Annotated in this window: 13 protein-coding genes; 3 read left to right on the plus strand and 10 right to left on the minus strand. The window is 37.9% G+C overall.

What is annotated here, in order from left to right; translation table 11 throughout:
* The first annotated feature begins 206 nt into the window (after positions 1-206).
* The 3 genes from AC27IF_RS13900 to AC27IF_RS13910 are packed head-to-tail and all read left to right on the plus strand — an operon-like array spanning position 207 to position 3,458.
* Complete coding sequence (locus tag AC27IF_RS13900) at positions 207-830, plus strand: TetR family transcriptional regulator C-terminal domain-containing protein (RefSeq protein WP_487054939.1); 624 nt, start codon at positions 207-209, stop codon at positions 828-830.
* The gene (locus AC27IF_RS13905; protein WP_487054940.1) at positions 827-2,038 is read left to right on the plus strand and encodes an endonuclease/exonuclease/phosphatase family protein; all 1,212 of its coding nucleotides are present in this window, start codon (positions 827-829) and stop codon (positions 2,036-2,038) included. Before AC27IF_RS13900 ends, AC27IF_RS13905 begins: the two co-directional genes overlap by 4 nt.
* A 25-nt stretch (positions 2,039-2,063) precedes the next feature.
* Positions 2,064-3,458: an alkaline phosphatase gene (locus AC27IF_RS13910; RefSeq protein WP_487054941.1), complete on the plus strand. Its 1,395-nt coding sequence runs from the start codon at positions 2,064-2,066 to the stop codon at positions 3,456-3,458.
* 18 nt (positions 3,459-3,476) lie between these two features.
* Here AC27IF_RS13910 and AC27IF_RS13915 read toward each other — a convergent pair whose 3' ends face one another.
* From AC27IF_RS13915 to AC27IF_RS13960, 10 genes are all read right to left on the minus strand, one after another.
* Positions 3,477-4,682, minus strand: a complete 1,206-nt coding sequence (locus tag AC27IF_RS13915) for a DEAD/DEAH box helicase (RefSeq protein ID WP_487054942.1) — start codon at positions 4,680-4,682, stop codon at positions 3,477-3,479.
* A gap of 31 nt (positions 4,683-4,713) precedes the next feature.
* Positions 4,714-5,172, minus strand: a complete 459-nt coding sequence (locus AC27IF_RS13920; protein WP_487054943.1) for a YehS family protein — start codon at positions 5,170-5,172, stop codon at positions 4,714-4,716.
* A gap of 25 nt (positions 5,173-5,197) precedes the next feature.
* The gene (locus tag AC27IF_RS13925; protein WP_487054944.1) at positions 5,198-6,802 is read right to left on the minus strand and encodes an ABC-F family ATPase; all 1,605 of its coding nucleotides are present in this window, start codon (positions 6,800-6,802) and stop codon (positions 5,198-5,200) included.
* A gap of 198 nt (positions 6,803-7,000) precedes the next feature.
* Positions 7,001-8,815 carry a tetratricopeptide repeat protein gene (locus tag AC27IF_RS13930; RefSeq protein ID WP_487054945.1) on the minus strand — a complete coding sequence of 605 codons (1,815 nt, stop codon included), beginning with the start codon at positions 8,813-8,815 and terminating at the stop codon, positions 7,001-7,003.
* Between the two features lie 108 nt (positions 8,816-8,923).
* Positions 8,924-9,493: a hypothetical protein gene (locus tag AC27IF_RS13935; protein ID WP_487054946.1), complete on the minus strand. Its 570-nt coding sequence runs from the start codon at positions 9,491-9,493 to the stop codon at positions 8,924-8,926.
* A 2-nt stretch (positions 9,494-9,495) separates the two neighbouring features.
* The gene (locus AC27IF_RS13940) at positions 9,496-10,569 is read right to left on the minus strand and encodes an isoaspartyl peptidase/L-asparaginase family protein (protein WP_487054947.1); all 1,074 of its coding nucleotides are present in this window, start codon (positions 10,567-10,569) and stop codon (positions 9,496-9,498) included.
* A gap of 49 nt (positions 10,570-10,618) precedes the next feature.
* A complete protein-coding gene (locus AC27IF_RS13945; protein WP_487054948.1) occupies positions 10,619-12,010 on the minus strand; it encodes a Na+/H+ antiporter NhaC family protein in 1,392 nt (463 codons plus the stop codon).
* A 480-nt stretch (positions 12,011-12,490) separates the two neighbouring features.
* Positions 12,491-13,306 (minus strand): SDR family NAD(P)-dependent oxidoreductase, encoded by an 816-nt coding sequence (locus tag AC27IF_RS13950; RefSeq protein WP_487054949.1) that lies wholly within the window; start codon positions 13,304-13,306, stop codon positions 12,491-12,493.
* Between the two features lie 69 nt (positions 13,307-13,375).
* A complete protein-coding gene (locus AC27IF_RS13955) occupies positions 13,376-13,732 on the minus strand; it encodes a cupin domain-containing protein (protein ID WP_487054950.1) in 357 nt (118 codons plus the stop codon).
* A 219-nt stretch (positions 13,733-13,951) separates the two neighbouring features.
* A complete protein-coding gene (locus AC27IF_RS13960) occupies positions 13,952-14,887 on the minus strand; it encodes a cyclase family protein (RefSeq protein WP_487054951.1) in 936 nt (311 codons plus the stop codon).
* Between the last annotated feature and the right edge of the window lie 30 nt (positions 14,888-14,917).

Raw genomic sequence — 14,917 nt, forward strand, 5'->3', positions numbered from 1 at the left:
TTTTGTTTTTCGCTATTGTGCATTATTGTGGGTATAAGGTAAGGTAATAAAGGCCAAAGTGAACCAAGTGGACAAGTATTTAAAGGGCTGTACGGGTAAGTAATTTTTTTTCAATAAATTGTCATAAAATTAATCTGTTACTTTGATAGAAAATAAGAAATAATCCCTGCTTAAAATAATTTAGACAACAACGTTAGTTAAATAAAATGCAAGAAAATCAACATAAAACCATTAGAGCAAAAAGTGTAGAAAAAATATTAACAGCAGCTCAAGATGAGTTTGTGTCGCAAGGTTATAAAGGGGCGACTGTTCAATCTATTGCTGATAAAGCCAAATTACCTAAAGCTAATGTGCTGTATTATTTTAAAAACAAAGAAAATATCTACCATGCTGTGTTAGAGCAAACATTAAACATGTGGGATGAAGGTATTGGTGATATCGACATAAAGGATGGTCCTAAGTTGGCGATTGAAAAATTTGTACGCGCCAAAATCAACATGTCTTTTAAACATCCAAAAGCGTCTAAAATTTATGCCATGGAAATTATCCAAGGCGCACAGCATTTACAAGATTTCGCCCGAACTTATCAACGACAATGGGTTAGAGACAAAGCAAAAATATTTCAAACTTGGATAAATAATGGTGAAATGAATAATGTAGATCCGATGAATTTAATTTTTCTGATCTGGTCAACAACACAGCATTATGCCGATTTTGATAACCAAATATTAACGATTATGAACCGAGCTGATTATGAAGATAAAGATATTGACCATATCACACACTTTTTAACTGACTTTATTTTACGAGGTTGCGGTTTAGCCCAATGATATTAAAAAAACTTAAAGCAATCTCAACTCTATCAGTGGTGATTGGCAGCTTAATACTAGCGAGCAAAACTATGGCATTTGAATCACCTACTAAGCTTCGCATCGCAACATTTAATGTCAGCATGGAGGCTCAAAATTATCTTGATAAAGGGGCAGCAGTTCATAGCAATGAACTGACTAAAGAGTTAAGAAAGAACTCACAACAAATTAAAAATATTGCAGAAATTATCCAACGGGTAAATCCTGATATTATTTTACTCAATGAATTTGACCGAGTAGATAATAAGCACACCAATTTACGTTATTTTCTAAATCAATATTTAGCGCAAGGCCAACAAGGTCAATCGGGGATTTCTTATCCTTACTTTTATCAAGGACCCGTTAACACCGGCGTTACAATAAATGATGATTTAAATAAAGACGGTAAAGTAAATCAACCACCACAAGACACCCATGGATTTGGTTATTTTGAAGGCCATTATGGTATGGCGCTATTATCAAAATACCCAATTGATGAGAGTAAAATCAGAACATTCCAGCTGTTTAAGTGGCATGATATGCCAAACGCATTAAAGCCTGTGGTGCCAAGTACAAATTTACCTTGGTACAGTGAAGAAACGTGGAAAAAGTTAAGACTCTCTTCAAAGTCTCATTGGGATATTCCTGTAAATATAGATGGCAATACTATCCATATTTTAGCCAGTCACCCTACCCCACCAGTATTTGATGGCCCTGAAGATAGAAACGGTAAACGTAACCATGATGAAATTCGATTTTGGTTTGACTATATCAATGGTGAGCAAGGTCATTATATTTATGATGACTCAGGGACAAAAGGTGGTTTAACGCCCAAGCAGCCTTTTGTGATATTAGGGGATTTAAACGCCTCAATCATTAATGGTAATGCTATCGCAAGCCCCAAAACACAAGGTATTTATGCGCTTTTGAACAGTGATAAAATTCAAGATCCAAAACCTAAAAGCTTAGGTGGGCAACAGCATGATATTAACAACAAAGACGCTATGTTTTACACTGCTCATTGGGGGATGCGCCCAGACTATGTGTTACCGTCTAGCTTTGGTCATAAAGTATTAGGCTCTGGCGTATTTTGGCCTGAAGAAAATAACGATAGCTTTCGTCTGATTAAAGACAGAAAAGCCTCATCAGATCACCGATTAGTTTGGGTTGATTTGGAAATAACAAAATAATACCGTTAACTCATTGGAAAAATTAATGAAACTATTCTTACCCGCACTAGTAATTACTTTACAAACACTATCTTTTGCCAATGCTACAACCGTAGAAAAGCACGAAGTTGAGAAGCAACAGGCTCCAAAAAATATCATAATGGTTATTGGTGATGGCATGGGTCCAGCCTACACTACTGCTTATCGCTACTTCAGTGATGATCCTCAAACAGAGGTAGTAGAAGAAAGCGTATTTGATCGTCATTTAACAGGTATGTCTAGCACATACCCTGCCCCAGTATCTGGTGTAGTTACTGACTCTGCAGCGAGTGCAACCGCTTTAGCAACCGGCGTAAAAAGTTATAACGGTGCTATTGGTGTCGATGTTGATAAAAACAGTGTTGAAACCGTCTTAGAGCGAGCAAAACTAAACGGGAAGAAAACCGGCGTAGTGGTAACGTCACAAATCAATCACGCGACACCTGCATCATACTTAGCACACAACGAAAGCCGTAAGAACTATAACGACATTGCAAATAGCTATATCGATGATGGTATTAAGGCGGATTTATATTTTGGCGGCGGTTGGAAATATTTTATCCGCAAAGATAGAAACCTAGTAGAAGAATTTAAACAGGCTGGCTTTCATTATCTTGATAACTATCAAGGCCTAAAATCAATGCCTGAAGACAAGCCTGTTATGGGACTTTTCGGTAAAGTTGGGCTACCTTCAGCGATTGATGACACTGATAAACACCGTTTAGCCACCATGACTAAATCAGCACTTCATCATCTAATTAACCTACAAAAGAACGATAGCTCCCCAGACAATGGGTTATTTATGTTGATTGAAGGCAGTCAGATTGATTGGGCTGGTCATGCAAACGATATCAGTGGTGCTATGGCAGAAATGGATGATTTGGCAAAAACATTAGAGTATTTAGAGCACTTTGTAAGTCATCACCCTGACACGTTAGTTATTGTTACCGCCGATCATAGTACCGGTGGCTTTACCTTAGCAGCAAATGGTAAATACGAGTGGCAAGCTAAACATTTACGAACCATGAAACATTCGGTTAATTATATTGCTAAAAAACTAGTGAATATTGAAATAAATGCACAAAGCACCACTGAGCTTTTTAACTTTGAGTTAAGTGAAGAGGAAATTGCTTCACTAAATAAAGTAAAGACGAAACCGGAAACTGAGAATTCCTCTAATATTTACCAAGATAAAAAAACATCAACTGTTCAACTTGCTTTATTGAAGCAAGTTAAATACATAATTGATGCTCGAACTAACAGTGGCTGGACATCAGGTGGGCATACAGCCATTGATGTACCGGTATTTGCTTTTGGTAAACAGAGTGATTTATTTAATGGCCTGCAAGACAATACCGATATCGCTAAGAAGATTTTTACTTTGCTAGGTGAAGTTCAATAGATACCCTGTTAGCCTAAGTTACGCTCTTCTATGCTTGGGTACAAAATTTAAAATAGAGACGGGCACGACTTTTTTGACAGGGAAATATGTAAATTCCTTTCTGTCGATAATGTGCCCTAAACGACTTTCAATAGCACATAACTCTCTAAAGTTATCCTTGGAAACGAGTGAAATAGCTTCTCCTGTTGCCCCTGCTCTACCAGTTCGCCCTATGCGGTGAATGTATTCGTCTGCCTGAGCAGGCAAATCATAATTCACCACTCGGGTAAGGTTATCGATATCAATCCCCCTCGCAGCTATTCCTGTCGCGACTAGCATAGTAATTTTACCTGACTTGAAGTCGGCTAAGATTTGCTCACGAACAGCTTGTGTTCGACCACCATGAATAGACTCAGCTTTAATGCCTCGCTTTTCTAATTGCGATACTAGCTTGGCAGCGCCATGTTTAGTTTCAATAAATATAAGCGCTTGTTGCCATTGGTGCTCATTAATTAAATAACTTAATAAGGCTGACTTATTACTTTTATCAACCGTAACTAACCATTGCTTAATATTGGGTGTTGAAGCTTTATTTGGTTTGATTACAATCTCAACAGGATTGTTTATCGTTCTTGTGGCTAGTCCACGAACATCTGGTGAAATTGTTGCTGAAAACAACAAATTCTGTCGCTTTGAAGGTAAGCGCTCAATAATTTTATTAATATCATCAATAAAGCCCATATCAAGCATTCTGTCTGCTTCATCTAGTACAAGTACGGACAATTCATCAAAATGCAATGCGCGTTGATGTACTAAATCTAATAATCGACCAGGTGTTGCCACCAGAACATCAACTCCCCAGATCAGTGCTTGTTTTTGGGATGCTGCATCGACACCGCCATATACAGCAAGCGATGTTAACTGCAGGTTTTCACTGTATTTAGCGATATTAGCTTCAACTTGTACTGCAAGCTCACGAGTGGGCGTAAGCACAAGCGCTCGAACACGCTTACCACGTAACTTAGGTTTACTATTATCGGTATTTTGTAATTGCGCTATTTGTTCAATTATCGGTAAGACAAAGCTAGCTGTTTTTCCGGTACCCGTTTGCGCAGCAGCAATGATATCTTTACCCGATAAAGCAATAGGTATCGCTTGTTTTTGAATGTCTGTTGGTGTGTTATATCCAAGCTCTGCAATGGTACTTGTAATAACCTCAGACAGGCCAAGAGAAGAAAATGACATCACGATACCTTATTATACGAATGTTTTGATATTAAGCTTGAAACTTAATTTGTAAACCTTTTAAGAAGGTCGATAAAACCTCATCACTACAATCACGGTAATGTTTATGATTGACGTTTCTAAAAAAAGCACTGAGTTCATATTTCCCTAGACTTAAATCAGCTAATTCTAGAATGGCAATAACTTCATCGGCTTTTAATGCCAGTGCAATTTTAACTTTATTAAAAATTAAATTATTATTTAACTCTTGCTCAATAGGATGTTGAGGACCATCTTTAGGCCCTCTTTTTTCAATGATTAAACCATTTAAAAAACTGGCTAACTGAACATCTGATAATACTTGATAATCGTCTTCATTTTTTTCTTTAAAAAATGACGTTAACTGCTCAGCGCTAATATCACAATCGACTAAGGAAAATATTGCTAAAAGTTTTTCATCGTTAAAAGCAAAAATTTTACTCAAACGGCGTAAGATATCATTGTTAATCATAAGTAACCTTTATGTTATGGGTAAATTAAGCAACTTTGCTTTGAATTTGTGCATTAGCTAAATACTCATCGAGTGAGCCTTGGAAATTAACAAAGCCTTTATCTTTAATATCGATAATTCGTGTTGCTAAACTTGAAACAAACTCACGATCATGGCTGACAAAAATTAATGTGCCTTCAAAAGCTTTAAGGGCATTATTTAGTGCGTCAATAGCCTCAATATCCATATGGTTAGTCGGCTCATCCATGATAAGCACGTTAATATCAGCCATCATTAATTTGCCAAATAACAAGCGGTTTTTCTCTCCACCCGAGCAGTTACGAGCTTTTTTATTGGCATCATCATCAGTAAATAATAATTTACCCAACATACCACGTACACTTAAGTCATTATGACAAGGACGACGCCACTGAGACATCCAATCCATCAAGGTTAAGTCATTATCAAAAAGTGCACTGCTATCTTGTGGACAATAGCCGACAGATGCATTTTCAGACCACTTAACTACCCCTTCATTACAGGCTAGTTCGTTGACTAAACAACGTAAAAAAGTTGTTTTTCCTACGCCGTTTTCTCCAATAACCGCTAATTTAGCACCGGCTTCAAGCAGTAAATCACCTTTTTCAAACAATGTCTCGCCATCAAAGCCATGACCAATGTTCTCAAGCTCTAATGCAGAGCGGTGCATTTTTTTGCCAGGTGCAAAGGCAATTTTAGGCGTGATACGACTTGAAGACTTAACTTCATCAAGTTTAATTTTATCCATTTTTTTAGCGCGTGAGCTTGCTTGCTTAGCCTTAGAAGCATTAGCACCGAAACGGTTAACAAAGTCTTGTAATTCAGCAATCTCTTCCGCTTTTTTGGCATTGCCAGATAGTAACTGCTCCCGTAATAAACTCGATTGCTCTAAGAAAAATTCGTAATTACCAGGATAAATTCGCAACTCACCATAATCAATATCAGCCATGTGAGTACAAACAGAATTAAGGAAATGTCTATCATGAGAGATGATGATCATAGTACATTTTCGTTTATTCAACTCCCCTTCTAACCAGCTGATAGTATGAATATCTAAGTTGTTGGTTGGCTCATCGAGTAACAAAATATCCGGATTTGCAAAAAGTGCCTGTGCTAGTAATACACGTAATTTCCAACCTGGTGCAACTTGCTGCATCGAACCATAATGAAAAGACTCTTCAATACCAGCTTCTAGCAAGATTTCACCCGCGCGACTCTCTGCCGTATAACCATCCATTTCGGCAAACTCGCTTTCTAGCTCACCAGCACGCATACCATCAGCTTCACTCATTTCTGCTTGAGCGTAAATAGCATCTCTTTCTTGTTTTACTTTCCATAACGCCATATCACCCATGATAACAGCATCGATAACATTATATTCTTCAAAAGCAAACTGGTCTTGCCCTAAGGTACTCACTTTATTCCCTGTGCTTACTGACACATTACCTGAGCTTGGAGTTAAATCGCCGCTTAGGATCTTCATAAACGTTGATTTACCACAACCGTTAGCACCGATTAAACCATAACGGTTACCATTGCCAAATTTTGCAGAAATGTTTTCAAATAAAGGCTCAGCGCCAAATTGCATGGTAATGTTCGAAGTAGTGATCAAAATGATATTCCTAGCTGTAGCTAACTCAATAGCACCAATAGTGATTGAATGAAAAGCTGATCAACAAAGACAGCCCAAACCACTCAAAATAATAAGGTCGCGAATTATACAGCATTAAGCCCAAGCTCCCTACTACTATTGAACTTTTTGGCTTATTTTTAACTAATCAATTTAGAAAAGTGATGTTATCTATAGCAATTAAACCGGCAATACATCACATGGAGTCGTCATTCGGTAGGCTTGTTCTTGGAATGGATTTGTTCCGTGCCAAATATAAGAAGGGAATAATGCGCAAAGCCCTTCTTGTGGACAAACAGATACTGCGGTTTTTTCTCTTGCCTCACCTAGGTTCATACCTGTGGCACCAAAATTAACCCAGCCAGCTTTATTTGGATCGTCAGTACGAATTGATTTAGGCACTTCAATATAAGTAGGACCAGAAAACCAACCGTCAGGATGAACATGATTAACATGAAACCCTTCTTGCTTTAACCTGACTGACCAACTGCCAGAAAAACGGAAATCTTTAGTTATTCGGCTTAAAAATGGATGAGTAGGATCTTCTGGCATACCAGCTAAATATTCTCGAATACGACTCTCTAAAACCTGACGGTAGTCTTGAATAACTTTAACGTCTTGAAATAATAATCTACCCGGTGTTTGAGTACCGTTACGCACACTTTGATCAAGTGGAGTACTAACTTTTTGATGCATGCCAATTAATGCAGTGCGCAATTCATGAATAAAGTGCTCGAAATTGTCATAACCTTGCGGTGTATCTAAAAATTTCGCCTGTACAAACAGGTCGTAATTATTTAACCAAGCTTCACGTTCATCACCCGTTAACCGCCAGCATAAGCCTTTTAATGCCCACATTTCTTGCTCAAAAGGATTTATTTGCTGAGCAACATCTAAGTGTGACATCGCCGTTGTATATTGCTCCTGTTGAATTAGAAAGTTTGCAACGTCAATTCTGTAGCGGATGTTGTTTGGATCCTGTTTCACCGCATCAGCAACAAATTCAACGCCTTGGGCAGAGTTACCCGTTTGGCCAAGAAGTAACCCTAAACTGTGATTAATTTGTGGTAAGCCGCCTAAATCTTTTAATGCCGTATTTAATACTGAAACAGCTTCTTCACTACGCTTAGCAAGTTTTAGCATATCGGCATAAGCAACTCGTAATGGCGCTGAGTTAGGCTGCTGTTTAATCGCTTTTTGAAATGACTGAGTAAACTTGTCGTGCTCGCCATGTTCCCAATACATTTTATTTAATGTTTCGTGAGCAAGGACATAATCAGGCTTTAAAGTAATAGCCCGATTTAGACAAACATCTGCCTCTTTGCCGTTACCTAAATCATAAGCAGCACAGGCTTTACTAAAGTGTAATTCAGCAATATTTTCAGCTTGGGTTATTGCAATGTTATAACTGTCAATAGCTTCCGCTGGCTTTTGTAAGGTACGTAAAGTCACGCCTTTATTATGTAAGGCATTGATATTATTCGGTTGAATACTTAATGCCTTGTCAAAGGCGACAATTGCTTCATCAAGTTGATCAACTTCTTTTAAAGCACTGCCTAACGCCGACCAAATTTGTGCATTTTGTGGTGATTGCTGGCTTGCCGTGGTCAATGCGGCTATCGCTTCTGCTTTTAAACCTTGAGCGCGGTAAAGTAGCCCTAAATTAAAATAGGCTATGGCAAAAACAGTTCTTTTCTTAATAGCTCGCTGATAAAAACTGATTCCTTGCTCGACCCGATTTAACTTTCCCATTAAATTGCCCAAACTATTTAAGACATCAGCTTGTTGGGAATGATTTGGTAATGCTTTTAACATCAGCTGTTCTGCTTGAGTTAACTGCCCTTGTTTTTGACGCACACCACCAAGGAGAAATAATGCATTAGGCTCATTAGGTACTTGGGCCAGAACCCAATTAAAGCATTGTTCAGCCACACTTAAATTACCACTGTTCAATGCTTGTAGCCCTTGATTGAGTGCCTGTTGAAGCTTTTGCATTTACTTTTCCTATTATTATTTTTATCTAGAACAATTGAGTGAAGTTTATCATTATTACAAAACAAACATTAATGATATTTGACTTAAATTAAATAACACTCAAAATTTTTAAAATGTTTTCTTAAACCATTTGTCGATTGACTCAAACAGCTCTACCGTTGCCTTTCTGCTTGGGTCTAGTAATTCGTCACTAGAGGTTTCTAGGTCATCAAATAGCTCATTGCTACTTTCTTTAACACTCTCCCAAGCTTCATTTGCAAAATGTGCTGAGTCTTGTTTTCCTTGCTCTAGGCATGCTTGCATATGAAATTCTTCTTGGCGATCAAATAACAAATTAGCATCTTCATTTAAAATACGTTTTTCATCGCAGTACTGGCTTACCTCTAAGTACGTTAACGTGCCGATAACCGCAACCGTACCAATAGTGGCTGCTGACACAGCAGTAATAGCGACTTTTTTCCCTGAGCGCTTAATGAAGCGTTTCGATACATTAGCACTTTTCTGTTTATGTCGACTCTGTACTTTTTGCATGACCTTTTTAGAATGAGTTAAGCTTTGTAGGTTTTCTATCGGTAGCGCCGCATAGCCAAAAAGAGCAAAGATACTGGTGAAAAAAAACTTAATAGCAATAAAAGCTATCAGTGACATGATTAAAATGGTTGAAATAACCGCTTTCATTGTTACTCCTCAGCCTCAGGTGCAAAGATGCCAATGTAGCTTGCAGACTTAGATGACTTTTTAGCTCGATACATACCTTTAGTATTAAATGGCATGCTGATGTTTCCTCGAGTATCTATAATAATGACACCACCCGTCCCGCCAGCTGGCATAAGAACATCATGAATAACTTCACTACCCGCTTGCTCAATACTTTTCCCTTGATATTGCACCCTTGCACATATATCAGCGGCAACATTATAGCGAATAAAGTATTCGCCATGTCCGGTAGCCGATACGGCACAGGAGTTATTATCAGCAAAAGTTCCCGCACCAATAATAGGTGAATCTCCTATACGGCCAAAGCGTTTATTGGTCATACCGCCAGTGGATGTTCCTGCAGCTAAATTTCCTTCGCTATCAAGCGCGACAGCGCCTACTGTCCCGACCTTATATTCTACGTCTAAACTTTGGTGAGCAGCCTGATAACTGTTATTTTGCTGCGCCTTTTTCATCTTTTTTTTCGCATCTTGTAAGGACTGGTAACGATGCGGCGTATCAAAGATATTGTTATCCACCATCACGACACCATTTTGCTCAGCAAACGTTTCAGCCCCTTGACCACTTAACATGACATGTACAGATTTTTCCATCACCAATCGGGCTAGATTAATAGGGTTTTCGATACGAGTAACACTCGCTACAGCGCCTGCTTGCCTATTTTTACCTTCCATAATAGAGGCATCAAGCTCATGACGTTCATCGTGAGTATAAACTGCGCCTTTTCCAGCATTAAAAAATGGTGAATTTTCTAAGACATTAATCGCTGTTGTCACAGCATCTATACTGGTTCCTCCAGAATCTAATACTGAATATCCAGCTTCAAGTGCCTCAGAAAGTTTCGCCCGATAAGCCGCTTCTTTTTCAGGGGTAAATTTAGATTTTTTGATAGTGCCCGCACCACCATGAATAGCAATAGCGATATTTTTATTAACAAGTGTTGGTGAGGACGTATTGGCCGATAAGGAAAAATGTGGCCCGATGCAAAGTGCTAATAACGCACTTAAAGGGAAAATCACTTTTTTATTATTATCCATAAAAGGTTAATCACGGTGAATGAATGATTAACCTTTTATATCATAAGCTTTATAACATCACAAAGCTGGCAATAAAGTAACAAATTAAAGTTAAAATGCCCCCAACAACAGCATAAGGAAGCTGTGTTTTCACGTGTTCAAGTAAATCACATCCAGAGGCGATTGCTGATACGCAGGTTGTGTCTGATATTGGCGAACAATGATCACCAAACACACCGCCACCTAAAATGGCAGCAATAACTAACGAAGGCGGTAAGCCTAATGATTGAATTAAAGGGACACCGATAGGGATTAATATCGCAAAAGTACCCCACGAGGTGCCTGTGCTAAATGAAATAATACCACCTGCAATAAACAACATGGGCACAATAAACACTAGTGGTAAATGATCGCCAACAAAGCCCGCAATAAACAAACCTGTACCAAGCTCTTTCAAGCTCGCACCTAACGTTAATGAAAAGAGTACTATGGTGACTAAAGGTAATAACTCAGATAATCCTTCGAAACCAACATCCACTAACTCTTTATGTGTAAAGCGCTTAGAAAAAAGTAAAAGAAAATACGCCACCATTAATGCGAAACAGGTGGCATAAAGTACTGATTTTCCACCACTACCATTAGTAATATCACCATCGCCCGTCCAATACATAAAAAAGAACATTGAAGCAACCATACTTACTAGAGGAACCACCATAAATCTTGCCTTTGTTGGCGCAACCATGGTTTCTTCTACTCGTAGTTGTTCCTTTTCATTAACTTTATGCAGCTCTAGTTCAGATTGTTTTAACGGGCCATGAACTTTGTCTGTCACTACAGTGTAAATCACCATTAACAAGGCGATAATGGCATAAAAGTTAAAAGGTATCGTGCCCCATAATACCGCCATTGACGTCTCTTCTAAATCATAATTACTCAGTAACCCTAGAACATAAGCCCCCCAACCATTAAGTAGTATTAAAATACAAATCGGCGCTGAAGTACTATCAATAATATAAGCTAAACGGGCTCGACTCATTTTAAACTTATCAAATAAATCTCTTGATAAAATACCCGCTGTGAGTACGCTTAGGTTTGACTCGATAAATATCACCATGCCCGTAAACATAGTGACAGTACCCACTTGTCGTTTACTTTTGGCAATGCCTTTGTTGACTATTTTATTTACTAGGGCTGTGACTCCGCCAGAGTTTCTAACGTAGGCGAGTAATGCCCCAATCAGTAAACTAAAAACAAGCAGCCGGCCATTTCCAGGTGAGCTTACAACATCAACAACACGTTCAATAGAGCCAAGGAATGCATAAAAAATAGGGTTGCTATGCTCATTAAAAGCTAACAATAACTCGGAGCTAAATACCGCTGCCAGTAAGGCTAAAATAACCTCTTTTCGCCACAAAACAACAACAATGGCCACTATTGGTGGAATTACCGACAACCAATCCATATTTAAACCTTAATAAACGTAAATTTGAAAAACAAAACAGTGTGGCAAATACAAGTAGAGTATTCAAGTGATAAAATGACAGGCTTTTTTAGAGGTGAGGATTCTATTGCAACGAGATTTAATAATGCAATATCAACCAAGGAATGTTAGTGGAGATCACAACATCAAATCGGTTTATTCAATAGCCTAAACTCGGTTTAAGAGATATTTAGCTAATTGAAATAGAATAATTAAATTAACTATATTTCTAGCTTGATAGTTTACTTAATTCAAGAAAAATTTCGCATCAATAGCTAGCTTATTACAAGTAAATATCAATAAAATAACAAGAGTTATAAGATAAATACATAGAAAAAAAAGAAGTGATTAAGTAAACTTAAGAAATAACATTATCCATCCATGGATAATGTTAATAGAACACTTAGTAGTCATCAAAATAAGTTACAAAGTGTATTTATATCGAACAATCAAACGTTCTTGTTAGCCTGCGGTACACCCGCCATCAACATAAATAATTTGACCGTTGATGAAATCAGATGCGGGAGAAGATAGAAACAATACTAACCCCACCATATCATGTGTTTCAGCAACTCTTCCCATTGGAAGTCTAGCTAAAAAAGGTGCAATTCGAGCTGGATCTTCACAAATCTCTTTTGTTAAAGGAGATTTGATTAAAGTTGGTGCGATAGCATTAATATTGATAATAAAATTTTCTTTTACGCCTTTAATTGACCACTCTGTTGACAATTGTTTAGTTAAACTATCAACGGCAGCTTTTGACGCCGCGTATGCAGTGTAGCCATCAGGGTGGCCAGAAAACCCTCTGACGGAAGATGTGTTTATAATTTTACCATGGCCTTGCTTCATGAAGTATTTAGCAAATACCTGACAAGGAATAAGTGTGCCAGTAACATTAACACTCATGACTTGATTAAATTTATCGGCAGGCATCTCTTCTGCGGGGGCACGAAATGCCATGCCTGCGTTATTGACTAAAATATCTATTCGTCCGAATTTTTTATCAATACTCTCAACTAATGTCTGAATTTTTTGACTATCCGTAACGTCAGAAGCAATAGCGATACATTCACCACCTACGGCTTGAACTGATGCAACAGTCTCTTCAAGTGTTTTCATATTTCTAGCAGTAACAACGACTTTTGCGCCATGTAAGGCAAAAGCTTGTGCGTAGGCAGCACCCAAAGTACCATTACCGCCAGTAATCACTGCCACTTTGTTTTTTAAATTAAATATATTTTGAGCAAGATCGTTGCTCCACGTTTCGGTCATAGACATGACTACATCCTCTTAATATTTACACTATGGATTACTTTCTGTTATCGTTAAATTAAACTGAGAAAACGACTAAGAAGTAGAGACAGTAACCAGTACAGTTGCTGTTTTATTTGTTTTATTTAGTGCCGATCTACCTTCATTAGGTAACATTGCAATTGAATCACCAGCCATTAAAACAAATTCATTTCCTTGAGTATCAAGTACTGTAATTTCACCTTCAATGACAAAGTACGTTTTTTCAAATTCAGCGCCAAAGGTGCCAGCTTCGTATTGCACTTCACAACCGCCATTTGGTAGAAAATACGATAAGCCCTGCCAGAACTTTTTAAGACCACTTTCTTCAAGACCTTGAAGTTTTAGCGCAACCATACCGAAATGCGATGGTGGGTTATAAGGTTTTACATCATTTAATTGAATTGTTTTCATTGTATTTATCCGAACGTAGAATTTTAATGGATAATTAGATATTTGAAATTTAACTATAATGGCTAGATGAAGTTAACATTGTCTTCACTTACTTTTAGGTTTGGTGTTTAACGCCATTAAACTAGAAGTTAAATAAAGTTTGGTTTGTTTGACCGTTCTATAATTAATAGAACGATCAAATATTCCTTAAACTGAATAACCTAAGCTAGTTTGGGTTGCTTAGTGATCACCGTATTTGTATACGCGTGTTGGAACGTCGTTCAGATCGTCTTCATCAATCTCTGCAACTAGACGTACCATTGAACCATCACCTTCTACCCAGCGAATTGGGAAGCCCATTACTTTGAAACGTTTTCCAACGACTTTTTCAAGATCGCCGCCTACGTTTTCCCAGCCAGTGATACCATTACCAAGCATTAATTTATGACAAGGCTCCCATGTGCCAACACAACCGGCTTTTTCTTCAATTAACCCATACATTTCGTCATAAGCTTCTTGTCCATGAAGTTTGATGAACGTTTCTTTGTGAAACCAAGCGTACGCTTCTTCACCAAACTCTTCTATGTACTCCTCAGTAATTGGTTTAGATGAACGTCCAACAAGGTTCATGTTAGTTCCATTTAGACCCATTGAAGTATGTAGTGGGTGATCAAGTGCTTGTTGATCTAAACCAACAGTTTTTACTTTATGTTTTACAAACCAGTGGCCTGCTTCAACACCAGTACCTGCACAATAGTGGTAGTAATCTTTAGAATCATCCCATTTTAAATGCATACCTGTACGAATAATAACAATCATCCCTTCAAGGTCTTCATGAGTAACTGCTGAGCGTTCAACTGCATCATCAAGATCAACAGCAGAAATAAGACCCCATTGATGAATTTTTACATCCAAACAAACAGCATCGCCGTAATATTCATCTAATTCCATCTCGTGTGTATAGCGAGCACGTTTTCCATCAAACTCATATTCCAAAACATGGCGAGGTGAATCAGCATGTGTACCACAATGCATAACAAAATCGACTTTTTGAGTTAATACACCTGCCTTTGAAAGGCCATGCATAGTTTCAATTTTTGGTTTCTTAAAATATGGCCATACTGGCATGTTTGAACCGAAAGGGTGTGTTAAATCAACGAGTACTTTTTTTCCCATGATATTTCTCCTACTTATTCATTATTAGGT

This window comes from Colwellia sp. KS18-150 (genome assembly GCF_057551365.1).

What these genes read in the sequence shown, in the direction of transcription:
- AC27IF_RS13900 (WP_487054939.1), top strand. Translation starts at nt 207, where the DNA reads ATGCAAGAAAATCAACATAAAACCATTAGAGCAAAAAGTGTAGAAAAA.
- AC27IF_RS13905 (WP_487054940.1), top strand. Translation starts at nt 827, where the DNA reads ATGATATTAAAAAAACTTAAAGCAATCTCAACTCTATCAGTGGTGATT.
- AC27IF_RS13910 (WP_487054941.1), top strand. Translation starts at nt 2,064, where the DNA reads ATGAAACTATTCTTACCCGCACTAGTAATTACTTTACAAACACTATCT.
- AC27IF_RS13915 (WP_487054942.1), bottom strand. Translation starts at nt 4,682, where the DNA reads ATGTCATTTTCTTCTCTTGGCCTGTCTGAGGTTATTACAAGTACCATT.
- AC27IF_RS13920 (WP_487054943.1), bottom strand. Translation starts at nt 5,172, where the DNA reads ATGATTAACAATGATATCTTACGCCGTTTGAGTAAAATTTTTGCTTTT.
- AC27IF_RS13930 (WP_487054945.1), bottom strand. Translation starts at nt 8,815, where the DNA reads ATGCAAAAGCTTCAACAGGCACTCAATCAAGGGCTACAAGCATTGAAC.
- AC27IF_RS13935 (WP_487054946.1), bottom strand. Translation starts at nt 9,493, where the DNA reads ATGAAAGCGGTTATTTCAACCATTTTAATCATGTCACTGATAGCTTTT.
- AC27IF_RS13940 (WP_487054947.1), bottom strand. Translation starts at nt 10,569, where the DNA reads ATGGATAATAATAAAAAAGTGATTTTCCCTTTAAGTGCGTTATTAGCA.
- AC27IF_RS13945 (WP_487054948.1), bottom strand. Translation starts at nt 12,010, where the DNA reads ATGGATTGGTTGTCGGTAATTCCACCAATAGTGGCCATTGTTGTTGTT.
- AC27IF_RS13950 (WP_487054949.1), bottom strand. Translation starts at nt 13,306, where the DNA reads ATGTCTATGACCGAAACGTGGAGCAACGATCTTGCTCAAAATATATTT.
- AC27IF_RS13955 (WP_487054950.1), bottom strand. Translation starts at nt 13,732, where the DNA reads ATGAAAACAATTCAATTAAATGATGTAAAACCTTATAACCCACCATCG.
- AC27IF_RS13960 (WP_487054951.1), bottom strand. Translation starts at nt 14,887, where the DNA reads ATGGGAAAAAAAGTACTCGTTGATTTAACACACCCTTTCGGTTCAAAC.